At 39.4% G+C, this 25875-nt stretch carries 20 protein-coding genes; 6 read left to right on the forward strand and 14 right to left on the reverse strand.

Annotation, left to right across the window (positions count from 1 at the left end; translation table 11 throughout):
• The 3 genes from HMPREF0106_RS26930 to HMPREF0106_RS20145 form a co-directional block, all read left to right on the forward strand.
• Window positions 1-190, forward strand: a 190-nt coding sequence (locus tag HMPREF0106_RS26930; RefSeq protein WP_009039078.1) for a transposase domain-containing protein, incomplete at its 5' end; no start/stop codon positions are given.
• 998 nt (window positions 191-1188) lie between these two features.
• Entirely contained in the window at window positions 1189-1677 is a 489-nt protein-coding gene (locus tag HMPREF0106_RS20150) for a hypothetical protein (RefSeq protein WP_004313832.1), read from the forward strand.
• Between the two features lie 195 nt (window positions 1678-1872).
• Complete coding sequence (locus HMPREF0106_RS20145) at window positions 1873-3582, forward strand: DUF5597 domain-containing protein (RefSeq protein WP_004324264.1); 1710 nt, start codon at window positions 1873-1875, stop codon at window positions 3580-3582.
• A 54-nt stretch (window positions 3583-3636) separates the two neighbouring features.
• On the opposite strand, the gene HMPREF0106_RS20140 is transcribed toward HMPREF0106_RS20145, so the two are convergent.
• From HMPREF0106_RS20140 to dapB, 4 genes are all read right to left on the reverse strand, one after another.
• Window positions 3637-4272, reverse strand: a complete 636-nt coding sequence (locus HMPREF0106_RS20140) for a WbqC family protein (RefSeq protein WP_004310330.1) — start codon at window positions 4270-4272, stop codon at window positions 3637-3639.
• 82 nt (window positions 4273-4354) lie between these two features.
• On the reverse strand, window positions 4355-5296 hold the full coding sequence (gene lepB / locus HMPREF0106_RS20135) for a signal peptidase I (protein WP_004313835.1): 942 nt from the start codon (window positions 5294-5296) through the stop codon (window positions 4355-4357).
• A gap of 42 nt (window positions 5297-5338) precedes the next feature.
• Window positions 5339-6823: a signal peptidase I gene (gene lepB, locus HMPREF0106_RS20130; protein ID WP_004307501.1), complete on the reverse strand. Its 1485-nt coding sequence runs from the start codon at window positions 6821-6823 to the stop codon at window positions 5339-5341.
• A gap of 35 nt (window positions 6824-6858) precedes the next feature.
• Window positions 6859-7623: a 4-hydroxy-tetrahydrodipicolinate reductase gene (gene dapB / locus HMPREF0106_RS20125; RefSeq protein ID WP_004313836.1), complete on the reverse strand. Its 765-nt coding sequence runs from the start codon at window positions 7621-7623 to the stop codon at window positions 6859-6861.
• Window positions 7624-7706: 83 nt separating this feature from the next.
• Between dapB and HMPREF0106_RS20120 the strand changes: the two genes are divergently transcribed.
• Entirely contained in the window at window positions 7707-8990 is a 1284-nt protein-coding gene (locus HMPREF0106_RS20120) for a DUF2851 family protein (protein ID WP_004310333.1), read from the forward strand.
• 139 nt (window positions 8991-9129) lie between these two features.
• Complete coding sequence (locus HMPREF0106_RS20115; protein WP_004310334.1) at window positions 9130-10473, forward strand: energy transducer TonB; 1344 nt, start codon at window positions 9130-9132, stop codon at window positions 10471-10473.
• A gap of 170 nt (window positions 10474-10643) precedes the next feature.
• Here HMPREF0106_RS20115 and HMPREF0106_RS20110 read toward each other — a convergent pair whose 3' ends face one another.
• From HMPREF0106_RS20110 to HMPREF0106_RS20085, 6 genes are all read right to left on the reverse strand, one after another.
• On the reverse strand, window positions 10644-11999 hold the full coding sequence (locus HMPREF0106_RS20110) for an O-antigen ligase family protein (RefSeq protein ID WP_232286752.1): 1356 nt from the start codon (window positions 11997-11999) through the stop codon (window positions 10644-10646).
• A gap of 430 nt (window positions 12000-12429) precedes the next feature.
• Window positions 12430-12876, reverse strand: coding sequence for a hypothetical protein (locus tag HMPREF0106_RS20105; protein ID WP_008641713.1), 447 nt, complete (start codon window positions 12874-12876; stop codon window positions 12430-12432).
• Window positions 12873-13331: a hypothetical protein gene (locus HMPREF0106_RS20100; RefSeq protein WP_008776122.1), complete on the reverse strand. Its 459-nt coding sequence runs from the start codon at window positions 13329-13331 to the stop codon at window positions 12873-12875. The genes HMPREF0106_RS20105 and HMPREF0106_RS20100 overlap by 4 nt, the downstream gene beginning before the upstream one ends.
• A gap of 4 nt (window positions 13332-13335) precedes the next feature.
• Window positions 13336-14877: a hypothetical protein gene (locus tag HMPREF0106_RS20095; RefSeq protein WP_009039080.1), complete on the reverse strand. Its 1542-nt coding sequence runs from the start codon at window positions 14875-14877 to the stop codon at window positions 13336-13338.
• Between the two features lie 7 nt (window positions 14878-14884).
• Complete coding sequence (locus HMPREF0106_RS20090) at window positions 14885-15937, reverse strand: hypothetical protein (RefSeq protein ID WP_004313841.1); 1053 nt, start codon at window positions 15935-15937, stop codon at window positions 14885-14887.
• Window positions 15938-15967: 30 nt separating this feature from the next.
• Window positions 15968-17773, reverse strand: coding sequence for a transglutaminase domain-containing protein (locus HMPREF0106_RS20085; RefSeq protein ID WP_004313842.1), 1806 nt, complete (start codon window positions 17771-17773; stop codon window positions 15968-15970).
• 286 nt (window positions 17774-18059) lie between these two features.
• On the opposite strand from HMPREF0106_RS20085, the gene HMPREF0106_RS20080 reads away from it, so the two are divergent.
• The gene (locus HMPREF0106_RS20080) at window positions 18060-18620 is read left to right on the forward strand and encodes a hypothetical protein (RefSeq protein WP_004313843.1); all 561 of its coding nucleotides are present in this window, start codon (window positions 18060-18062) and stop codon (window positions 18618-18620) included.
• 93 nt (window positions 18621-18713) lie between these two features.
• Here HMPREF0106_RS20080 and HMPREF0106_RS20075 read toward each other — a convergent pair whose 3' ends face one another.
• From HMPREF0106_RS20075 to HMPREF0106_RS20060, 4 genes are read right to left on the reverse strand one after another with little or no spacing between them, the layout of a single operon-like run.
• Window positions 18714-19229 (reverse strand): DUF1573 domain-containing protein, encoded by a 516-nt coding sequence (locus HMPREF0106_RS20075; protein WP_008641720.1) that lies wholly within the window; start codon window positions 19227-19229, stop codon window positions 18714-18716.
• Between the two features lie 38 nt (window positions 19230-19267).
• Complete coding sequence (locus HMPREF0106_RS20070; RefSeq protein ID WP_009039081.1) at window positions 19268-21421, reverse strand: DUF4838 domain-containing protein; 2154 nt, start codon at window positions 21419-21421, stop codon at window positions 19268-19270.
• On the reverse strand, window positions 21396-24365 hold the full coding sequence (locus tag HMPREF0106_RS20065; protein WP_009039082.1) for a hypothetical protein: 2970 nt from the start codon (window positions 24363-24365) through the stop codon (window positions 21396-21398). Before HMPREF0106_RS20065 ends, HMPREF0106_RS20070 begins: the two co-directional genes overlap by 26 nt.
• 30 nt (window positions 24366-24395) lie before the next feature.
• Complete coding sequence (locus HMPREF0106_RS20060; RefSeq protein ID WP_004298138.1) at window positions 24396-25871, reverse strand: glycosyltransferase family 2 protein; 1476 nt, start codon at window positions 25869-25871, stop codon at window positions 24396-24398.
• Window positions 25872-25875: the final 4 nt, after the last annotated feature.

The following is a 25875-nucleotide window of genomic DNA, read 5'->3' on the forward strand; positions in this document are numbered from 1 at the left end:
CGGCAGCCATAAGGGGGCCGAACGAGGCGCCATACTCTATACGATAGCACTCACTTGTAGGATGCATAAAGTGAATCTATTTGAGTATCTCACGGATGTGATAAACAGAACAGCCGAATGGCAACCGAACACACCAATTGAAAAATACAGGGAACTGCTTCCTGACAGATGGGAAAAGGCTAATGACTAAAAAGGGATCATTAGCCTTTTTATTTTAATACACTATATAGAATCGCGGAGACGCTTACTCACACTCTTCACTGTTCTTTTTATATGCCATAAGCTAAAGTAAATATGCTATAAGCAAAAACGAATATGCTATCAGCTAAAATTAATAAGCTCATAGCAAACGCTCCATCAAGTATTAACATTTGAGCTATCGACTATTAATACTTTGTATTTAGGCTATTAATACTTGAGTTGTTGGCTATATATACCCAAGACGCACGATATATATATCCAACGTGTTAGATCTATATGACCAATACATTGGATCTATATGCCCAACAAATAGGGTGTATAGACCCTTAATCTATACGATATAAGCGTCTTTTAGTCTGGTTATTTGAAAGAAAGAGAAACAATCTTGTTAATATCTGCTAAGGAGCTATATCGATAAAAAGCTATCTAAACTTGGGGGCTTACTAGTTCTTCGTTAACAATCTTAAAGCTTATAAGAAGTCTCTCTTTCGAGTGCAAAACTAAAAGACGCTTACTTTTATTTTGTGAAGGAGGTGAAGGATGATTCTTTATTATTTTATGTACCTCTTTCACCATAAACATCTGATTTATACTCATTCAACTAAAGGTGAAACCGGTGAACCTCCTAAATGAATTTTATAGTTACAAGTAGCTTTAGAAGATTTTGTCTTTTGCTGATCGCTGTAAACTTCAATTTATATTGATTTTCTTTTCTCTTTTCTGATTTTATATTCTATCTTTGCAATGCTCTTTATCAAAATCCACAGCAGGGGAACCTGCTGTATCAATGTGGCAGGCTTTTTTATGCTTGTCCTATCATTCTATATGGCGGTTTCGTACCCCCATGTAGGATGTTAATGCACCTACTGCCTGTTGTGGATGGTGAAGAGCAATGGGACAGGCGGAACCGCTTCTTTTATTTCTTAAAACTACCCTTCTGTATCGCCCCATTGAACTTAATTTATTCACCATTTAATTAAAATTCTTATGGAAGAAGTTTTAAGCAACCAGCAGGCTCGTCCGGGGGACGCGACGCAACTCATGCACGTTATCTTTTCATCCGATGATGAAATGATGTCTTTTTATCTGACTCTCAATCGTTTTATGAATCCTGAAAGCTATCTAGTGGAACGAACAGATCGAAAGAGACTGGAGGATTTAGCTAGTACGCTTTGTAGTAATGTGGCAGCCTTTGAAGCCATCCGTAATTATAAGTCGATAAGTGTGAAAGAGGTGATTAGAGGATTCGGGGCGCACATGATGAATACGCTAATCTCCAATACCAATCGTTTCCAAAGTGCCGATGCCGTGGGAACGTTAATGAATTGCATACTGAATACCACTAAAAACAGTTGGCAGTTTAAGAAAATGGATCGGAATAATGATATACATCTTCAAAATGTACGCTATTTGTTGAATCGGCTGGATGCGGCAGAATCTAATGAAGAGAAGAACTGTGAAGAAGTAGCGATATAAACAGTTTTCTCTAAAAATTACTTAGGAAACGCAAATAGAGGGTATAAGAATCGGAGATAATGTATAGATAAAGGCAAATGTAACGTAACATAAAGCATCTGTAACCTGCCCGATAGAAAAGGAACACAAGACGTTGTGCTCCTTTTTTATATTGTTGTAACTTTGCTTTCAGATAATATGATAAAGCTGATTGTTATGAGAAACACACTTTTTGGGATTCTATTCCTTTTTATTTTGCCTCTTCAGGCACATCAGAAACTTCCGTATTTGCAGAAACAGGGAAGTACCACACAACTTATGGTAGATGGAAAGCCATTCTTGGTGATTGGCGGTGAATTGGGAAATTCTTCAGCTTCCTCTATTGAAGATATTGAACGTATATTCCCGAAATTGCAACGTATGGGGCTGAATACGGTACTGGTTCCTGCATATTGGGATTTAACAGAACCACAGGAAGGTAAATTTGATTTTACTCTGACGGATAAAGTGATTCAACAGGCTCGCGCGAATGATTTGAAGGTGGTTTTCCTTTGGTTCGGTGCGTGGAAAAACTCAATGAGTTGCTATGCTCCGATCTGGTTTAAGGAAGATTATAAGAAATACCCGCGTGCCTATACGAAAGCAGGGAAGCCCCTCGAAATAGCCAGTTCCTTTTCGGAGAATGTGTTTCAGGCGGATAGCCGTGCTTTTTCCCAATGGATGAAACACATTGCTTCTGTGGATAAGGAAGAGGGAACGGTTATCATGATTCAGATAGAAAACGAAATCGGAATGTTGGAAGATGCCCGCGATTATTCCAAAGAAGCGGATAAACTGTTTTATGCACCAGTTCCGTCTCTTTTCATCGACTATTTGCAAAAGAACAAGAGATCTCTGCATCCCGAAATGTTGGCAAAATGGGAGAGCCAGGGATTCAAGAAGAAAGGTACGTGGCAGGAAGTGTTTGGTGCAGACGTGTATACGGATGAAATTTTTATGGCCTGGTCGTATGCGCAGTATGTAGAACGAATGGCAAAGTTAGCACGTTCTATCTATAATATTCCGTTGTATGTCAATGCAGCAATGAACAGTAGGGGGCGGAAACCGGGAGAATATCCGTCGGCAGGACCATTGGCTCATTTGATAGATGTATGGCATTATGCAGCACCCAACATTGATTTTCTGGCTCCGGATTTATATGATAAAGGTTTCGTTGATTGGGTGGCAAAGTATAAACTGCACAATAATCCTCTCTTTATACCTGAAATTCGGTTGGAAGACAATGATGGAGTACGTGCTTTCTATGTGTTTGGTGAGCATGATGCGATTGGCTTTTGTCCTTTCTCTATTGAAAGCGGTTCGGATAGAGCAGATGCACCTTTGGTACAGAGCTATATTAAATTGAAAGAACTGATGCCTTTATTGACAAAATATCAGGGTAAAGGAGTGATGAACGGTCTTTTGTTTGATGAAGAGAATAAAGAACGAATACTTTCATACGATGATTTGGAGATTACCTGCCGTCATTACTTCACTCTGCCATGGGACCCACGTGCCCGGGATGGCACTGTATGGCCTGAAGGGGGAGGTGTTTTGCTACGTCTGGCTCCAGATGAGTATATCGTTGCCGGCAGTGGCTTGGTACTTGAATTTAAGAAACAGGGGGAAAATAAAATGAAAAGTTCACCGGCATTGGGCGAGGATGGTTTTGCCAGTGTGGGCGGAAAGGCATCAAAAACGGAAAATAGCTGGCAAGGTGGTATGAGAGCCGGTATCGGTTCTGTAGATGAAGTTAATGTGAACGAAGATGGTTCACTGAAATATATCCGGCGCCTGAATGGCGATCAGGACCATCAGGGAAGGCATGTACGTATTCCTGTCGGAGAATTCAGTATTTTACACGTCAAACTGTACGAGTATAAATAATGTGACGACATGGTGCACCTTTGTTGGCTACATACGTATAGAAGAGTGGAGTCATTACTTGCCTAGTACCAACAGACTTTCCGGTCCCATATTGAACAACAGGTCTATGATACTCAAATTAGGAAGAAAACCCAGTTTGGGCTCGAAAACCTGATAGTAAGGTTGCGGAATAAACTCTGTATCCACTTCTCGGAAATCCTTTTTGGGATGAATGACTTCCCGAAAATCGAATTCTCCGGGAGCAAACTCCATCTTATATTCGCTAGTACGCTCCATAGTGGGGTGAATATCTATCAATTCACAGACCATCCGGCATAGTTCTTCGTTGAAATCGATTAAAAACTCGTATTTCTTTTCGTAGAAGGGACGGAAGTCGTCCTTGTAATATTCAAAGAAAGGAGTACTGTTGTAGGCTGATTCGATGGCGTTCCAGTGCAGATGTCTCCAGTTGCCGTGGTCGGAGATGCGGATATCTTTCATCGGACACTTCAATGTGTCGGGTTTTACGGTTGGGATAGAAAGAGCTAATTCGCCGGATGGGCCGGCAATGGTGCACCGGTTACGATAGGTTTGTTTGATATAGTGGTCGTGTTGCTCTACAAACACTTTGTCATAAGCCAGAAGTTTGGTATAATATTCGACGGGAGCGAGATAAGCTGAAGATAAATAAGCTATTTTCATTTCTTTCATTTTAATACGTTTAGGGGGCTCTATAATAAGGATATTAATTAAGGATATTATTAAGGAGTTATTTCTTTTATGTTCCGGAAGATTATTTCACCGTTCTGAAGAAACGGTTCCATCGGTATCCGTCAAACAAGCCTGTCTCTTTTTCTTTGGAGAACCAAATGATGGAGGCTTTCCCGATGATATGGTCTTGCGGGACAAACCCGAAGAGCCGTGAGTCGGAAAAGTTGACGGTATTGTTAGATCCCATCCAATAGTAATCTTTAGTGAAATAACAGTGTTGTGTAGGTTTGCCGTCTACGTAGAGAGTGTCGTTCTTTATTTCTGCCTGTTTGCCTTCGTGCATCACGAGGGTATTCCGCAGTAAGGTTATGTTCCAGGGATAGACCCGGATAAATTTCCCTTTTCCGGGAACAATCAGCGGATTCGGTTCGGCATCTTCCCTGTTTGACAAAGGTTGGACAAAACTCTCTTTCCCATTCATTGCCTGTTCCAACAAATAATATTCGTAACGGCTGAAACTACGCACATGAGTACTGTCATTACTTCCCATCAATCCGTCGTTGGTGATGGAAAGAGTATGCATGAGTGAGGTAATCAGATTTTCTTTTGACGCGGGGTACGAATAAAGCCTTTTCTTATCCGGATTGAATTGTGCCTCTGGAGAAATAACGGAGAAAAGAGAATCGACCAATAATGTATCTCCCGGAACTCCGAGGCAACGGCTGATATAGATTTCCCGGCGGTCGATGATAGGTTCCCGGATTCCAGCCGGATTATTGAACACTACAATATCTTGTTGCCGTACAGGACTTTCACACCAACGATGATAAGAAAAGAGCGACATGAAAGGAACTCGCAATCCGTAACTCCATTTGTTCACTAAGATACGTTCACCCTGGAAAATGGAGTTTTCCATACCGGTGGAAGGGATAAGGCAGGACGTAAAAGCAAATCCCCGGAGCAGAAGCACTACGACTACTGCTCCGGCAAATGCTAGTATCCATTTGAATTTACGAATGTTCATCAATATTTATCACCTTATCACTCTATTCTATCCGTACACTTATCAGTCTACCCACTTGAAGAGGCGGTTCCAGCGAATCTTACCGTCAAACCATCCACGGTCTTTGTCAAGCGACAGCCATACGACAATCGGCTTGCCCACTACGTGATCTTCGGGTACAAAACCCCAATAACGGGAGTCGGCAGAGTTGTGACGGTTGTCACCCATCATCCAGTAATAATCCATTTTGAAGGTATATTCATTGGTCTTTTCACCGTTGATGTAGATACCGTCCGGTTTCACTTCCAGCTTGTTGCCTTCGTAGGCTACGATGCAACGCTCATAGATAGGCAGGTTGTCTTCTGTGAGGGTAATGGTAGCTCCTTTGGCAGGAATCCAGATCGGACCGTAATTGTTGCGGTTCCATTTGGTATAAAGGTTCAGCGGATACATCTGTCCGGCGTATTCTTCCGGTTCCATTACTATTTTGCTGATTAGCTTTTTATTGCCAAGGAGAGTGTCATACATCTTTTTAGTCAATGGAAGATGATATACCGGATTCAGTTTGCCTTGCGCATTCCGGTTGTCCAGTCCCATATCCAATAATCCGCCTTCCCAGCCAGAGTCTTCTATCAGCATGGTGTCATCCTTGCTGATGCCTAATTCGCGGAGCATATCTTCCGGAATGTACGGGCCGGTAGTCTGTACGAAGTAGTTGAATTGCAGGTTTTCGGGGTTCTCAATCGCCTTACCGTCAATCATCACCTGTCCGTCTACAATTTGCAATGTATCACCGGGCAAGCCGACACAACGTTTCACATAATTCTCGCGACGGTCTACCGGACGCCACAGTACTTCACCGTAAGTACGCGGATTGTTTAGAATCTGTTTACGTCCGGCGTCATAGTAGAGGTCATAGATTGCACGTTGCTGTGAACGTGTCAGGCTATCCATTTCAATCTGTTTGGAGTAGATGCGTTGTCCTTCACCATAAGCCAGCGTATAGAAGTCCGTTGTCTGTTGGTAGTTCACTGCCACCGTATCTCCTGCCGGGAAGTTGAAAACCACAATGTCATTCAGCTTCACTTTGCCGAAGCCCGGTACCCGTTTGTATTTCCATTGTGGCCACTCGATATACGATTTAGTATTGAAGACAGGCAGCGTATGTTGTGCCAACGGCATAGAAAGGGGAGTGTTCGGTACGCGGGGACCGTAGCTCATCTTGCTTACATACAGGAAATCGCCTACCAGCAATGATTTTTCCAGCGAAGAGGAAGGAATCTGGTAATTCTGGAAGATGTAGATATTGACGAAGTAGACGGCAACCAACGCAAATACGATGGCATCCACCCAACTCATCACACTGCGGACAGCCGGATTCTTCGACTTCTTCCAAAAAGACCAAGGTATTTTCTTTGTGATATAAATATCGAAAATGAAAGGAACAACAATCAATCCCCACCAACTCCGTACCCAGAGGAGGAAGACGAGGTAAAGTAGAATAGCAATGGCACATTTGATCCATTGTGCGCGTGTGGCTTGTCTCATAATGTTATATTTGTTTAGAACTAGCTTCTGAAATCTTAGTCGTTCAAGAATGGGAATAAATCACTCATGCCCAAAAAACCTTCGTGTGTGGCAGTATATTCGGCTGCCAGTACGGCTCCCAATACAAATCCACCACGACTTTTGGCATCATGCGTGATAGTTATGCTGTCTACATCAGATTCATAGCGAATGGTATGAAGGCCGAACACTTCTCCTTCGCGGATAGAGGCGATAGGAAGTTCATTAGGGGCGCAATCGTTGGTTCCGCTAATGGTTCCGTCCGGTGCAAGGAAAGTGCCTTTCACCCATTTGTCCTTACGGTCCAGCTTTTCCAGAATACCTTCCGCCAATGTAATGGCTGTTCCGCTGGGAGCATCCAGTTTGTGGATATGATGTGTCTCGCTCATGGTGACATCATAAGCAGGGAACTGATTCATGATTTTAGCCAGATACTTGTTGACAGCAGAGAAAATGCTGACTCCCAGACTGAAGTTGGACGACCAGAACAGTGTTTTGCCTCCTTCAGTGCAGAGCTTTTTGATTTCTTCGCCATGCTCGGCCATCCATCCGGTACTGCCCGATACCAGTTTCACATCGGCTTTGAATGCTTTCATATAATTGCTGTAAGCTACCATCGGATTGGTAAACTCAATGGCCACATCGGCCGATTTGAATGCTTCCGATTCGAAGTCATCCTGATTATTGATGTCAATGATGCAGACGATTTCATGTCCGCGACTACGGGCAACCTTTTCTATCTCTTTGCCCATCTTTCCGTAACCGATCAGTGCTATTTTCATTGTTTTCTGACTTATATTCAAAATAATAGTCGCAAAGATAAGATTTTTATTACATTTGCAGCGCACATTAACGTCTTGTTAACATGGAACATCTTCTCCACTACGTGTGGAAGCATAAATTATTTCCCCTGAAAGTACTGCAAACCACCAACGGCTTACCGGTAGAAGTGATTGACTCCGGTCTGCAAAATCCCAACGCCGGTCCCGACTTTTTTAACGCGAAACTAAAGATTGATGGTGCCTTATGGGTAGGGAATATAGAAATACATACACATTCTTCCGACTGGTTTCGCCACGGACATCATTCTGACAAAGCATACGACTCTGTGATTCTCCATGTAGTGAGTGAAGCAGATACGGAAATAACCCGTACCAACGGTGAACAGATACCGCAACTATTACTTACCTGTCCGGACAATGTGCAATTACATTACCACGAACTTTGTGTAGCCGATCAGTATCCGGCTTGCCATCCCATCCTTGCCTCTCTTCCCAAACTTACCATTCATTCTTGGCTGACCGCTTTGCAAACGGAACGTTTGGAGCAGAAAGCGCAATTAATCACACAGCGTCTCAAACATTGTAACAGTAATTGGGAAGATGCATTCTTTATCACCCTTGCCCGTAATTTCGGTTTTGGCTTGAACGGAGATGCTTTTGAAACGTGGGCGGGACTGTTGCCGTTTCGTGCGATGGATAAGCACCGGAATGATTTGTTTCAGATAGAGGCTTTTTTCTATGGTTTGGCGGGATTGTTGGAAGAAACGTTTCTGAAAAAGGAACAGGAAGACGAGTATAGTCTCCGTCTTTGTAAGGAGTTCCGTTATTTGCAGCGGAAGTTTGAAATCAGGCAGGGGATGGACGCTACGTTATGGCGTTTTCTACGGCTTCGTCCGGAAAACTTTCCGCATATTCGCTTGGCGCAATTAGCTTATCTCTATCAGAAAGGGGATAAGTTGTTTTCACGTTTGTTGGAAGCGGAAACTCTGGTGGATGTGAGAAACTTACTGGATGCCCGTACGTCTCCCTATTGGGAAAATCATTATTTATTCGGGCGACCGTCTTCACAAAAGGAGAAGACGATGGGAGAGCGTTCCAAGGATTTGATTATCATTAATACAGTGGTTCCTTTTCTTTATACATACGGTCTGCATAAGGCAGATGAACGAATGTGTGAACGTGCCGGACGTTTTCTGGAAGAATTGAAGGCGGAGAGTAATCATATTATCCGCTCGTGGAGCGATGCCGGGCTTCCGGTTGTCAGTGCGGCGGATAGTCAGGCATTGATACAGTTGCAAAAAGAGTACTGTGATAAGCGAAAGTGTCTGTACTGTCGCTTCGGTTATGAATATTTGAGGAAAAAGTAGCTTCGAAAAAAAGGCTTTGGTCGATGAAATATGTATAATTTTACCACGTTAGTGTATTTTTCTATGTATACGTTTTTTTATTTTATCACTATCTTTACATTGTGCAATAAACAAAACATCTTATAGAAAGAACAATATTATGAATAAAATTATTAGCCTTTTCATTGCTGTATTTTTTAATGTATATACTTCTGCTCAGATAAATGCAGGAAGTACCAAAGAATCTTTAATGACTCTTGACGAGATGCCATCATGGATTTTAAGTAATATTCAATTTCCTCAAGAAGCGTACAAATATGGAATAGCTGGCATTGAACAAGTTTGTATTAGTGCATCTTGGGATGGAAAAGTTTTCATAACAAGCATACTGAATACATTAAATCCTGCTTTTGAGAAAGAAATTATGGATGTCATAAGTAAAGCTCCTCGATGTCGATATAATGGAAGTCAACCTAAAGATATATATAAATATATGCTAATTGATTTTCATCAATATATTCCTGAAGATAAACGGGAACAAATACAACAAGTAACTATGCATATTCCACCGCGTTTATCGAATATTCCTACGAGTCCTTTTAATAGCAGGGACAAGTTTGTTCAATGGATACACAACAATATTCAAATACCATCAACACTGAAATGTTATTCAGATACATTACTTTTTCAGTATACAATAACTAAAAAAGGAAAGGTAAATAATATATCTATATTACAGTGTAAGAATGATATTGTAAAATGTGCGATAGAGGATTTATTAAAAAAATCTCCTAAATGGGAACCGGCCATTGCTGATAGAACAACTCCAATTGATGTTACTATATGTGATAAGATTATTATAAAAACCGATAATGATGGAATGCTTTTGCCATTAATAGTGTATCGTGATGATGTTTTTTGTAATACAAGAAGCAAACCAACTGATCCGGATATGATCGTTTTTAATCCAGAAATAAAGGCAAAATACAATGAAGAGGGTAATTTCTTGAAAAATATTATGTGTGATGTTATAGTTGATAAAAAAATGGTTCTGAATGGCTCGTTTGTTATAGAAAAGGATGGTACGACTAGTCATATAGAAATTTCAAACAGTCCGGACGCGGAAACTGATAGTATTGTAACAGAAGCTATCGCTCGAACAAAATGGATCGCTGCGATGCAAGGAGAAAGCGCAGTACGAACGATTTATTCATTTGGGGTAAATAAGCAACCGCGAAAACAAAATCAATCCAGTAAGTATTCTTATTATGATATTTTCGGTAAATATTTTATAGCCCTCCAAGCTAATCCGATGCGTACGTCATATAGATTCATTCAGGGGGATGGAACGATACAGAACTATCCATTTAATAATCAAGGACTGTTTGACTATAAGGCTTATTACCAAGGAATGTTATATTACTACAAAAATATGGCCGGAAAGAATAGTAATATTTCAAGAGATTATTTTGATAAACTCTATAAAATGTATGCGGGATATTAAAAGAAAAGATTTGTGCAAAAAGACAATTTCAAGGAAAAAAATTTAGTTCCCAATATTAGATATTGCGGTCTCTATTAAGGAAGCCAAAGTCTGCTTATAGACTTTCTTCAGTAATCTAATGGGTTACAGATGGCAGATGTGTGATAGCTGACTTGTACTGTGGTAGATACTTATTGTGTTTTCTTTATATTCTTTTCTTTATGAAGAAACTCTAAAATTTCAGCTTCCATTCGTAAAGCTTTTGTTCCTTTTTTCTTTATCGGTTGTTTTAAAAGATAATTTCCCATGTCGATGGCTGCATTTATATTTCCTTTGTCTATATAAAGCTGGAATAATTTGTACGAAGGAGTGATATGATGTGGAATCATGGCAGCAGCCGTTTGATAGCATGCTTCAGCTTGAGCGTAATCTCTTTTTTGTTTCCAAAAATCTCCCATCTTGATATATAGTTCACTATTAGGAGCAATTCGGGCAGCTGTTTGTAATATTTGTGGTTTTGTATTTAAAGGATAATCTTCCAAACTACTTTTTGAGTAGATGTACATTAACTGTGGATTATAACAAAATAATGGGTATAATGTGGATAGTTGAGAATGGGCTTCTTCGGATATTTTATTTTTATCCACTATCCTGATAATTGTGGTAAAAGTTTTATGGTAAATATGATAGGACCAGATTGATATACATATAATAGAGATGGAGGCTATACTTCTAACGATGTATTTTGCTAAAATAGATATTGTAAACACTTTTATGGTTTTGCTTTTCATCATTCCTATTATGCTGATGAATAATATTTCTAATGGAAAAACCTGGCCAGGATAAGAAAAAAAAGAGAAGACTAGGAAAGTGGTTAAGGCGGATTTCAGACAATGGTCAGTATTATTCTTTTCTTTATAACTAAATAATGCATAAAACAACCATGAAACAACAACTAATCCAACTATTCCCTGTTCTGCTGTTATATATAAAAATTCGTTGTATGTATAAAAAATGTTGTCAGCTAATAATGTGTATGGAGAATTTGTAGCTTGTAAGAAATATTCAGCTTGGTAAAGCATGTAATTAGCTTGCCATCCTCCGGTCCCAATACCGAATAGAGGATAATCTTCTATCATCTTTATTGTGTTATACCATATTAGCAATCGGCCATCTGCCGAATCTCTTCTTATAAAGTAGATTGATATGATAAAAACGGTGATGATAAGCAGAAAACCTGATTTCAAAAGAGTTGGTTTGACTTTGATTGTATGTTTTCTTTTTAACCATTGCCATAGGAATATCATGCTTCCTACCAATGCAGCTGTCCACCCGGCGCGTGAACCAGATAATAGTAAACCATATAAAATAAAACAGGCTATCATGCAAAATGATAATATTAATATACGATGCTTGTTTTGTATGTTTTCATAAATGAAAAAAATAGATACTATCCAGCATACTGCTAATAATCCGCCTAATGGTCCTGGATTTCCAAACGTTCCTGTGATTCCGAAATCATGATGATTGCTCTCTAAATAATTCACTTTTTGAAGTGTTGAAATGATTACTTCGGTAATTCCCCAAATACAGACTATGTATAATAGGCAATAGCACTGTCGTTTTGGCATAATGCGTATACACGTATATATAAGGCATAATACAGTCACTCGCCAAATTGATGAGTAGTCAATAGGTACAGCTCTATTTAAGAACAGTAATATGCAAATTGATATAAGTAATATATCTTGTATTCTGATGTTTTCAATAGAATAGCTTTTCATACTGTTTATAAGGTACATTTAATTTAAGTGGAAATATATTTATATATGATTTATCCTAAAGATGAGCAATGTGTAATCTAAATTTTCCAGCACTCTTGGTTTTGTTTTACACAAAGAATGCTGGAAAATAATAATTTTCATAATCGATCGGCACTAATTTTTACAGAACTGTACCGTATAATAATAAAACTTCTTAATCTATATATAAATTCTTCTCATATCTTTTAGAAGTTAGTTTTCCTGTTTTTTCATCATTAGAATATGTTGAAAGAAACAAATGTGCCCTTACTACATTATTGGCTGGGATAGAATCCAAAGGATAGGAGAGTTCTATTCTTCCTTTTGGAGATAAACTCTTGTGTAATATCCATTTCCCGCTTTCAAGAGTAAATAGACAAATCGTCAAATCCGCGCTTTTCCCATTAGAAGATTCTGTTAAAACAATATAGCTTCCACTAAATTCACTTAACCGCCCTTGATTCATAACTAAAATTTCTTTGTCTGTATTATTAGTAAGTATAAGGGTTAAAGAATTATTCGGTTTATCATAAGAAAATTCAATTTTTACTTCTTGGGCGGTACAAAAAATAGAAATGCCCAAAAGTACAATACCTATAAATAAATGTTTACTTGTTATCATTTAATTTGTTTTATGGGTAAATCATTTTTATATCTTTTGCTAACTAATTTTCCTGTCTTCCTATCTCTAAAATATGTGGAGAGGAATAATCTAGCTCTTGTAACATTATTTGCAGGGATAGCTTCAAATGAATAAAAAAGTTCTAGTCTTTCGTTAGGGTTTATTGTTTTAGAACGGATCCACTGTCCATCTTCATAGTCATATAACGAGATGATTAGATCACTCTGTCCATTATCATGTTTTTCAGTTAAAATAATGCAGCTTCCAGATGATTCATTCAATAGGCTTTGATTCAATACTATTATTTCTTTATCCGTATTATTGAAAAGTTTTAGAATCAAAGCATTGTCTTGTCTATTATAAGCAAAAGTAATTTCTAAATCCTGTGTTTGTCCCTTGCTAGGAATTGACATACACAATAATATACTTATAAAAAAAGATTTAATTGTATTCATAATTTTATTTATTTGATGATTGTTCTGTAGCAATTATTAGAAGTTGTTCATAAGTCCATTCTAACCAAGTTCTTTCATTCTCATAATAATGTGATACCTCTGGAAAGTTTTCGCGTTCTGCTTTATGCGTCTCTAATTCATTTTTATAATATTCTATTGTTCCATAGCGATCAATGATTAATTCTTGCTTAAAATCAGCTTCTCTTGTTTCGGGAGTCATTATATATTTGCCATACATTATATCTAATCTTTCATTCAATATCTTTTCAATATATGGTGGAGGATTTAGGACAATTGTTTTTTCGAGAATAGTCATTTCAAGTTTTCCATAATGCTTATGGTCAATATGGTACATCTCATGCCATATTGTGGCTATTCTATCTATTTCTGTTAAATTACCTGAGCTAAAAAATAATTGACATAGTTGAAGAACTCCATCCTTGCTTGTACGTGCAGTTGAACGACAATAGTTTTGTTTTTCAATTGTGTATTTCGTTCGATCAATATTCTTAAGCTTTTCTAGTTGGATTAAAAGGCTATTTACTGCTTTTTTTTCAGCTGTAGATAAAGGAATAGATTTTTCATCAGAATTCTGGTCACCATTATTATTTTCTGTCACAGTATCATCTTCCGTACTCGTCGATTCCGGTTCTGTCGGTTCGGGGTCTATTGTTCCACTATCGGGAGGTGCTATGATTTCCCATTCATCGTTTCCGCCACTTGTTTCATTATTATTTGATTCTGGAGTAATTATGACTTCTTCAAGTGTCTCACCAATATAAGTGTAATCATCTTCATTACCATAATCATAATCGTAGTTATAGTCATCTTCTCCACGCGTTAAGACCATCTTTTTCTTTTGAATATATACAGTAGATGCTAATGCGCGAGCCTGCTCATACTTATCTGATAAATTAGTTTTCCCTGAAGCATTTAATAGAAATACCCCTCTCGTTTTTACTCCGTTCTTAAAAGTACTTATACGAGCTGTAACTTGTGAATATACACAGGAATATAATGCTACTCCTGTAAAACCACCCTTGTCTGCACAATTTATAAAGTTGTTACAAGTTTGTGCACCATTTCTACTATCATATAATTTGGAGGGTATCAAAGTTAAGATGTATTGATCCATTCTATTGCTCTTTACATCTTTTACTATCACTAGTTTCTGATATACATTGACTTTTCCTGCAGAAGGCTTGCCATTTCTTTCATCTACATAAATTGCTTTAAAGTGATAAGTCGGAGTTATAGGAATATCATAGCAAGCGAGTCCGTTGTTGGTAGAACTGACTGCTGCATCCCAGTTAGGTACGAAATCACCGGGGGAAACTGTTTTATTCCTTTTGTTATCCAATGAACGACTTAATGTTAAATTAGCATGAGCTTGAGTTTGAAAAAAGTTTTTAGCTTCTTGCAAACTAAAATCTTTCATGTCAGTCTGTAAACCTGATTCTAGCAAATCTTCATCTTTGCAATTTACTATACTAATGACAATTGCAATTACACATAAAACAGTATAAATATAAGTTGATTTTTTCATAAAATAATCATTTTAATCCTTTTCTTTTCATTTTTCTTTCAAAATCGTATTTCCACCAACCATACCATTTTTTATAATTATCAACCTTGAATAAAGGATTTACTGTCTTACAGAAGGTTTCACCTAATTGGGAGAGTTGGTCGTATTTATCGCTATCAGACAGTTTTTTCTGATTGAGAATCTTATATTCTTCAATTGCATACTTATTATAAGCTGTCTTGAATTTGTTTATTTGCTCCTGATTTAGCCCATATCTTGATTTCAAAGTATGATCTAATGCTGCATTATTTACTTTTTTCCACTTTACAGAAACAGACGGAACAGTCTTTGCTATTTTTTTTGCCATCTCATCATCAATAGCCATCAGTTCCACTTCCCTTTCGGCATTTTTTTTATTGCTATTGAGTATGTTTGCACGTTTTTGTTTATACGTATCTTCTATTTTTGCTATGGTAAAGGCATCTTTGTATGTAACTCCATATTTGTCCATATTGTCAAGTGCTCTGAAGAACAGTCTCTTATATTCGATATACCAAGTCCCATTTTCAGTTCCTAATATTTGTTTTATTTTAATATTTAGCTCGGATACCATAGTATCACTATTTTCATATTTTTCCCATGCTTCTCCAGTATCTTTATGCATTTTATCTCGTTCTTTGACCCATTCCGATTCGGCCTTATACAAAGCACGCATTTTTTCATATGGAATAAATTTGTTTTCACTTAGTATTTGGTAACGTTCCATTTCTTGGGTACAAGAGCTCCATTTTTTATGTTTTCCTCCAGAAAATGCTTGGCTGATTATTGTACCATATTTTTTATAAAGCTTTTTTTGTTCCGCTTTAAATTGAGTAGAGCTAATTTTCCGATTCTTTAGCTGGTCATTCTCTTTCTGTAAGGAGAATAGAATTTGTTCGTATTCATCTGCCTTTTGACTATTGATTTTATACGTTCTCATCATATATTCCTTGCGTTTACCGATGTTTACGCCCGGAATAATTTGTGAAAAGCCCACACTTCCTATTAAAAGTAAGGACAAAAACAAAGTAATTTTTTTCATAATTTTATTATTTAATAGTTAGAAATAATTTTACCACCATATCTGTTTCCCATTTTCATAAGTGAATGGACGTTCTTCACGGCCTTTAGTCAAATTGCGCAACCATAACAGAGCTTTTTGAGGTACGTTATCATAAACGACACTATCACCTATTGGTCGTTTCCGGCCTAAACTTATCCATTGATCCTGCCAATAAAACAGTTCATAAGTGTCTGTTGAAACTATTGCATTATCGTCATTACGTGGAGCAAATCCAATTTTTGAAATCTTCACAGGTTTATATAAATCCACACCAACCCATAAGTCTATGCCACCACTCACTTGATAATAGGTAAGTGGTTGTCCATCGAAAATATTAAGCATAGTACTGTCTTCGTATATAGCATCACAAGCTATAGGGTGGAATGGTAGAAGCTTTTCATCAGATTGATATAAACAAAATTCTGCGATACTAAAGGTCCCTTTTGGTTTTCTATAACGTATGTAACGATAGGCTTTCTCTGCAGATATTTCTATCTTTTGCATTTTGCTTTCCGGAGTTTTTGTTATTTTATAAAGTTCCGTTGCATCAGAAAAGTCTGCTTTATTTGCCCCTTCAAAAACTCCCATAATCATCAATTTTGAGAAATCAACAATTCGCATATTCAAAGGGAATTTGCGTTTACATACTACTCTTTCAAGATGTTTAGTGTCTGGTTTTATTTCCCTTACTGAATCCTCCGATACTATTATTGGGCTGCCTATTGGAATGGCCTCTTCATTTACCCAGTGAGTTGGGAGATAAACTATGCCATCACCTAAATCAATAGCTTCCTTATTACGATCAACATTGTATATATTTCCAGTCCCAATGTGATGGAATGTTTGAGAAGAGGAAAAAGCAACAGGTACCCATCTTTTTGGGGAAAATACAGATAAAAAATTTTCTTTTTCTTTATTTATATTAGTCGAGACTGTAACATCACAAGAGCCGATGTTGTGCAATTTTGTAACATCCAGTAGGTCATTGTGACGAAATAATTCGGGAATATTGTCGATGTGTTTGGCTAAATCTTGTATTGAATACATCTTACGATATATTTTAGGAGTTTTACGTGATAGGTAATAATCTCCGTTTGCTTGTTTGTCTGTGTTTTGTAATGGATATATTTTATTGTCTGGTAATATAATTGAAACAAAAGAATGTCCATTGTTATTGCTTCCCCAATAAGGTACAAATTCAAATGCGGCAGGAATTCCTACTGACCGTAAGGCCATAGTAACTAATGCTGTTCTATCATCACATTTACCATATCCTGTCTTTATTATTGATGAATATGATTTTAATGTATCTTTGTAAAATTCGGGAGATAGCTCTATTTTAATTTGAGCATTTATATTCTGTGCTGTTTGAATAATATCGTTGGTACATTGTTTCTCAAATTTTCTACTACAGTCCCATTTCCAATAATATTGTAATGATTCATCAGCGACTCTGTATGGTAAGATGTATTCGCAGAACTGTTCGAATGTATAATTTTTCAAATAAGGACTCTTTTCTTTTAAAAAGAATGAATGCTCTAGTGATTTTATGAGAGAGTCAGCTTTTACTATATCAATATCATATATTTTCTGTTCTTTGCCATTGATGGAATATTTGTTAGGCATATTTTCTATCAGAAAGCAAGCAGCTTTATATTTATCTTTGTCCTTATTTGTTTTATAATGTTCTAAAAAGCGAGTAAGTTCCTTTTTATTTGTTTGAGAATTGTTTGCTATTTCCCATGCTAGTTTTTCACTGGATGAAGTACAACTGAGTAACAAGAGAAGTAAAAATACGGTGTAAATTGTTTTCATAGTATTATAATGTTAAAGTGTATTCTTTGTTTGTATGTTGTTACAAAGGTGAGGAGAAATAAGTATTTAGGTATGAGTAAATGGTACATTAGTAGGATGAAAACGTACATTATTTGACCGTAGACGAATGGAATCGGATATTTCTTTAAAATCTTTTATTTAGAACGTAATAACGAAGTTTCTTTTGTGCCTTGATTTGAACCAATTTTAATGTATAAAAGTATTGCAAAACCAAACTTGTTACTATCTTTGCGCCGTCAATTAAACTATTAATTTATATAGTGTTATGAGAGCTAAAAAGTTTGTATGCTGCTTGCTGGCTATGATGCTGCTCGCAGGTGTTTCGTTTATCTCCTGCGGTAATAGTTCCAAGGCAAAAGCCGATAGTGAACTGACTACACAAGACGGTGAAGATTTCAAATCCTTTCTGGATAAATTTACTTCCAGTGCAGCCTTCCAGTATACTCGTATCAAGTTCCCATTAAAGACTCCGATCACTTTGTTGGCAGATGACGGAGAAACCGAGAAAACATTCCCTTTCACTCGGGAAAAGTGGCCGTTGCTGGATAGCGAAACCATGAAGGAAGAACGTATCACCCAGGAAGAGGGAGGTATTTATGTTTCCAAGTTTACGTTGAATGAACCGAAGCATAAAATCTTTGAGGCAGGCTATGAAGAATCCGAGGTTGATTTGCGTGTCGAGTTCGAGTTGCAGTCGGACGGGAAATGGTATGTGGTAGATTGCTATACAGGTTGGTATGGATATGACTTGCCGATTGGAGAGTTAAAGCAGACTATTCAGAATGTGAAAGAAGAAAATGCCGCATTCAAAGAAATACATCCTTAGAAAGGAGAAATAAGTATTAAGTATCAAGTGTTGAGTATTAGCCAGTCATTTGATGTTAATACTTAATATTTGATACTTGATACATGATATCGATTACGGTTCTCCGACATAATATCCCAGTTCAGATTCTTTTCCATCCACCATCTCTCTGACAATACCATTTTTGGTGTTGAACTCTTGATAGAGTTCTTCATAATCACGTGTATAGTCTGCATCGGGGACTACGTTAACATCAAATTTAAGTTCGGCTCTCCCGTCGGGGAGCATATTGCCGAAAATCCGGATGCGGTGAACCACTTCGCCTACATTCTTGATGCTGTTGTAGGTTGCTTTGAATTGCCTGATACCGTCTTCGGGAATGATGATATGCGAACTTTTATCCAGAATGATACAGCCACAGGAAGGTTGCATTTCTGAAATGATTAACGGAGCGTCTCCCGTGTTGGTGATGGTAAACATGATATCGAGTTGCTGACCTTGCTTGATAGGGTAATAGTGCCTGACGGAATCTTTTATCGTCATGCTGGTGGGACGTACTTCCTTTCTGCACCCTGTAAAGTAGAGCGGAAGTGCCGTCAGTAGTAAAATATAGAATATAGATTTATTCATTGTTGCCATTTATTTTTGTTATATCACTTTTTCAGCATTTAAGGGATGAATGCAATTTCATCGATACCCATTTGCGTTCCCGGCTTCTTTAAACAACTGATTTTTATGCTTAATTGTTCTGTTCCGTTCAAGTCTGCCGGAACGGTGGCTTTCATCATTTCTCCTTTTTCTGGGGAGTCTTCCGGTTTCAGGTCTATTGTTTTATAGGCTACTCCGTCTTTCAACAGTTGAACTTGCTGTGGAGCATAGATGCGATGGCGGGGAAGATTCAAAAAACTGATATAGAATGTTCCTGATGCATTGAGTCCTTTAACCGGCAGGTTGATGGTACATTCTTCTCCCGGAATGATAACCCAACCGCAATGATAGTCTCCGGGTAAACCGTGAGTGCCATCGGTCAGTTTCTTTGAATCATTTTTATTTAGTTTAGGGGTTGCGGAAGGATGCATTCCCAGAAACAAACTTTTCTTTATGTCGGAAGCAAGTATATATTGTTCCCATTCCTTTATATAATAGTCAATCTCATAAGCTGACTCATTATAATATCCCATTCCGGCAAATGCTTGATGCTCTTTGAGCTGGGTGACCCATTTACGAGCTTGGGGAAGCGGTTGAATATCCTTTCCATTCCGCTTGGCATATCCGTAAGCGTCGAAACTGTGGTCACGTGCTAATTCCATGCGCGTGAAAGACAAGGCGGTCTGGAGCTCGTGCAGCTTTTTGCGCTCTTTCCCTTTTGCTTCGGATACAAAATCTCCCATTTCATCATAGAATTTGATAAACTTCTCCGGATAGAGGAATCCTTTTTCCGATTCTCTGATACCGGCGTAAAGTCCGAGCCGCTTTCCGGATTGGGCGTTGTTTTCTAGCTCTGTGTAGTAATCGTACAGCCATTTTTTGGATACCGGGTATTCCTGATTGAAATAGCTTTTAATTAACTCATCAACCGGAAGTTCCGGGTTGATAAGAAGGGCTGATAATACAAAAGTCCTCATTTCATCGAAGGAAGAATAGCTGTAACCGCTTCCGTTGAAGAATATGCCGCTGGCTCCGTGTTGTTTGAAAAGTTGGAGTCTTTGCTGGGCTATCTTTAATATGGGGAAAGGAGTGAGGTAGTCGTCGAAGTTGTTGATATAGTCCCATATATAGATGTTGTTCGTTACTTTCTTCCAGTTGTCGAGTTGTTCCGCAAATTTCTTGTCTTGCTCGTCCTTGCCGTCTGTCCGGCGGAGCGGGTAGTCGATAGTGCTGACAATTACCCCGACGTTGGACGGGAGCTGCTTGTCTGTGACTTGTTGCGTGGTCAGGTAGGAAGTTGTAAAGAACGTGTGTTTGGGAAAACGCTGCGACAGGCGGAGGATCAGTTCCGTAACGGCGGGAGTTGCGTTCTTCTCTGTATTTCCCAATGCGGTGCAGGTGGCACACGTACAGGCATACGGAGTATCATCCGGTGCGATTACAAAACGGAAATTCCCCTTTTCACCGAAGTTGTCTACGATGTAATTTTCTATCTGGCGATACATATCCTCGGAAGAGAAACACAGTTGTGAGTTATCTGTCTTCCCGTGAATGGTGGCATATACTTTCTCTGCATCTTTTCCCAATACTTTTCGCAGGTTGTGTCCCCATATTCCCCAGCTGTCGTCAAAGTTGTTCAGGCCGATAACGCCTGTATGATCGGAGTTCAGGCCGTATGGAGAATAAATACTTTGATAGTCAAATGCAAAAGCTCCGCAAGTATCGTTGAGATTGATAAGGGCGGGAGGAAGATCCGAACCGTCTATGCGCGGGTCTTCTTTGCTGATCTTCTTTATCAGCTGGTATTGCAGCCATAACATTTGTTTGTCGTCACTTGCGGTCAGTCTGATATCCGAACCTTTGCAGGCTACTTTGAATCCTCTCTGCAATGTTGGGTCTATCTGTATGATGATGCGCCACATGTCCATTTCGGAAACGCCAAAAGCTACTATTTCATCGTCGTTTGCACGCTTCTTGAGATGCTCGTACAGGTATTTCGCCCACCGGGTGTCTCTGTCGGTCGGATCCTCACCAATGGTGACGAGATACCCTTCTTTAGATGGGAACATCTCCGTGCGTGCCTGCATACGGCAGCCGGATAAAAGGCAGCAAATACATATCATTCCTGCCAATACAGGGCCAAGCGTATCAGAATGAAATATAAACTTGTGCATAGATGTTATATAAGTTTTTATAGCGTGTCGATATGGATTCTATCTGGTTGGACGGACTTATCCCTCGCACCGTATTGGTTTGGTTATAATAGGTGTTCCAAGTGCCCATCAAGCCTATGGTAATGTTGGGACTGACCATATACTGACCTCCCAATCCCACCATGGTATTGGTGTGAGAGAAAGAGCCGGGCAGCGCATAGTCCAGTACGGCCGTTTCCGGTGCCGATCCGATGCTTGCTATGGCGTTGATATTTGTCTTTGTATCGCTCGCCGGGAAGTATTTGGCGCCAATCTGCGCATTGTAATAGAAGTTAGAGTTGAAGAAGTGCATATCGATCTTCGTGTTGAGACGAACCACTTCAATGGTCTTGGCTAATTCTCCGCCTACAGTGAGTAGGTTAGTCTTTGACTCATTCCAACCCGTAAACAGATAGCCATTGTCTCCGGTGCCGCCTGCAAAGAATTCATCGTTCCATTCATAACGCTTTGTGTAGGCGGCTACCCGTCTATAACCCACATGTGCGCCTATTTCCCAATCATTCTTGAGATAATGCCGTAAAGCGACATCAGCCGTTATGTCCGGGAAGTATTTGGTCGCAAAGGCTGCATTGGCCGTGAGGCTCCACTTCGGTGAGAAGTGATGCGTCCACTCACCTTGTACCTGAATGCCAACCCCTCCTGGTGTCTGTTCTTCAGCCTCCATGCTGTCGCTTGCCGAGCCACTTCGCCCTGCATAGTTGAGGCGTCCTGTGTAGCTGTTCTTCTGGCCTTTTCGGGTATATTCGGCTGTTGCAACAGAGGTAATGATATCTTCTTCTCCGTAGCGTGCACGGAGGTAGGTCAAAGCAATCTCATTCTTGAGCATCATGCTTCTAAGGCCCGATAAGTGTCGTTGGAAAGAGCGATATTCCATGATGGATGGCTCGTAGTACTTTTGGTAATAATAGGCTGAATCCGCTTGACGGTTGGCTTCATATACCACTCCCTTGGTGTACTTCAATGATTTGTTCTGACTGTCGTAAAGCAAAGCTGTATCAAGAACAGCGAGAGCCTTTTCCGGTTCTTTCGCCTTTGTCAGTTGCAGGGCACGGTATTCACTGCTCTGTGAGAATGCGCCTATAATCTCTTTGTTGCTCGGGTATTTGTTGAGTATCGGCTTCAGGAATTCCAAAGAAGCTTCGTATCTCTTGTCACGTTCAAGCACGGTAGCTCTTTTAGCCTGATAGAATGGTTCTTCAGGATAATAATTGATTCCTTGTGCTGTATATTTCTCGAATTCATCGTATTTTCCGAGTAAACCGGACGAATTGATGGCATACCGTAATCCGAGATCGCTCGATGGATTCAGGCTAATTAGCTTAACAGATTCCTCGTATGCTTTCTTCGTAGCTCCGGCTTCCATACATTTCTTGATGTACGGCACTGCTAGTTCCTCGTATCCGATAACATAGAAAATGCGCATATCCTCATCACTCTGCTCGATGACAGATAGATACAGTTGCAAAGCCTCTTCGGTTTTATCCATTTTATCGAGAATAAATGCCCTTTTCAACGTGCCGTTTTCGTAATCAGGGAAGTGAAGAGTGATGGTGTCCAATGTTGCAAGTGCTTCATTGTAACGTTTCATATTGATATAGCAACTCAAGGCTTTTTCCCATGCGGCACCGTTCACTTCATTGTCGTCTACATGTTTTTGAGAAACGAACAATACGTGCGGCAATGCTTCTGCGTACAGACCAAGTTCCATCAGTTTTTCAGCTTTCTTCATGTGTTGTGCGCTCATGGCAAGCGTAATATCATAATCATCAGGATACATCTCATACATCTTTTTCAGCGTTGAATAGGCAAGATCATCCTCATTCATCTGGCGATAAAGCATATATTCTTTATAAAGAATTCCTTTATCATTGTTGCCATATTGTTTTTTAGCTTCTCTGATATAGAAGAGTGCGTCATCGGTATATCCCCGGGTGACGGAAGTGTTCAGCAGGTAGTCTAATGCTTCCTTGTTCTTATTACCTCCTTCGTAGGCCATGCCATATAATACATAAGGATCCCGCTGCTTCTCTGCTCGGGCAGCTTCCATCAATAAGTCGTTGTACATACGCCGTATGGCAGGACTGTTGTTTCTTCGCATTTGCTCGCGTATAAACACCAGAGCTTCCGGATAACGTGCCAATTCACTAAGGATACTCGCCCTTTTGACGATAAGCGCACCGCTTCCCGGTATGGCAGCCAAACCGTTGGATGACCAGCCTAGAGCAGCTTCCCGGTTTCCTTCCTGTAAATGCAGGTTAATGATGTCCAGATAATATTCTTCGTTTTGAGGAGATACTTTGATGAGCTCCGTCAGCTTTTCGATAGCCTCTTTTCGGTTACCGCCTTTTTTCATTTGCTGGTAGCCTACCTCCATGCTGTAGATATAATCCTTCCTTAGAATGGTATCGTTCGGGTAAATCTGATTGATTCGTTTCAACAGACGATCTGCTTCCACATCGTTGTTCTGCTTGCGGTACAGTTCAATCTTTCTTCGCCATAAACCTCTCCAATACGGATTCACTTCCAGCAACTCATTAACGTAACAAATAGCACTGGAGTAATTTTCGGTGATATCTTCCACGTCTACCAGCAGGTGTTTGGCATTGACGTTGTTATAATTGTCGTCTATTGCTTTAACAAGATGATAACGCGACTGGTCATAATTCTTTTCGTGAAACCAGTATTTGCCCATGAGCCATTCAAGGTCAGAAACATTCGGGTATTTCTGAAGGCCCTCCTCCAACAGCTCTTTCCCTGCTTCCCATTCCTCGTTCGCAAAATGCTCCTGTACAATCTGGGCATATTGCTCCGGTGTCTGGAATCCGTTGTCGGTCCCGGAGGAAGAGGTTATCAGTAAAAACAGACAACCTAATATGGTGATCTTATGGAGAAATTCTCTGTTCATTCTATCTTGTCTTTAATCTTTCTTTCTTGTTTAAATCGTAGCAGGTTCGGGCTTCATTGCCGTTATATCAGTACCGTCTGCACTTTCTTCTTTCTGCTTGAATCCCTTACGTTCCATGTTTTTCCACTTGAAGTCTCTATTGGTCAGATAACTGAGGTATCCTCTCAATGAACAGAAAGTGATGATGGGATGATAGAAGATAGGCTCTAATATGGATGCAATGATAATCCACAGGTATTCATATCCTCTTTTATATAGCATCCCGACATAGTAGTCGTAGGTAATAACAACGATGGAAAGGAACTGGCAGAACGTATAGATCGTCAGGTAAATCATCCATGCCGTGTTCCAGTTGACTGCTCCTGTAAAGGCCAGATAGATAAATACTATCAAACCGACGAGCTCGATGATCGGCGCTAGAAACTCAAAAACGAACATATAAGGCAGAGTTAACAGTCCCATCTGTTTATACGTCTTTTTGAAAATCATCTTACGATGGATATTAAGTGTCTGGAACAATCCCCGTGCCCAACGGGTACGTTGACGGTAAAGCATTGCCAGGTTGGGAGGTCCTTCCGTCCAACAACAAGTATCAGGAATCTGTACGATCTTATAAGGACGGGAGAAGTCGCACATATATCCTACCATGCGGGTAATGAGGTCCATGTCTTCGGCAAAAGAGGGAGCATCGTATCCTCCGGCTGCAATCGCTACCGAACGATCGAAAAGACCGAATCCACCGGAAACATTCGGCATACCATTGATAGCGGACCATCCCATCTTACCAATCAGATAAGAGCGCATATATTCCAGATTCTGGAAAAGTGGAATCGGTGTACGGGGAGTTCTAACGTCTATGATTTGTCCGTCTTTCACGACGCATCCGTTAGCCATCAACATCGTTCCGCTGACTGCAATTACTTGTTTTTCTGAAGATATAATGGGCGAGATACAACGATAAAGAGCATACTTTTCCAAAATGCAATCCACATCCGTGCAGATAAAATAAGGATGAGAAGCAACGTTGATACCCGCATTGGATGCATCCGCTTTGGTTCCTCCATTTTCTTTGTCTACAACGATGAGTCGGCTGTATTTCGGGTTGGAGGATTTGAGGAGTCTTCGGAACGGTCTGGTTTTGATTCGCTCGATATAAGCATAGGGCACTTCTACCAGTTCATAATATTCGGTCATCTTTTCCAATGTACTGTCCGTACTTCCATCATTTACAATAACCACCTCGAAAAGCGGATATTCCAATGCAAGCATGGAGTTCACATTATCAATGATTGTCTTTTCTTCATTGAAGGCAGGAGCAATTACCGAAATGCCCGGTGTATAGGGGGATTCCTTGATTGTTTTCCGCATATAGCTTTCCACATAGTAATCCTTTCTCCGTTTTAGAGAAATGAAAGAGAGGAAGGCGAATGTGACGAAGAATATCGCCAGCATGCTCGTATAAAAGAATACGAAATAATTGAAGAATGTAAATATTATATCTCTCATGTTC

Source organism: Bacteroides sp. D22, assembly GCF_000163675.1.
Classification (GTDB): Bacteria; Bacteroidota; Bacteroidia; order Bacteroidales; family Bacteroidaceae; genus Bacteroides; species Bacteroides xylanisolvens.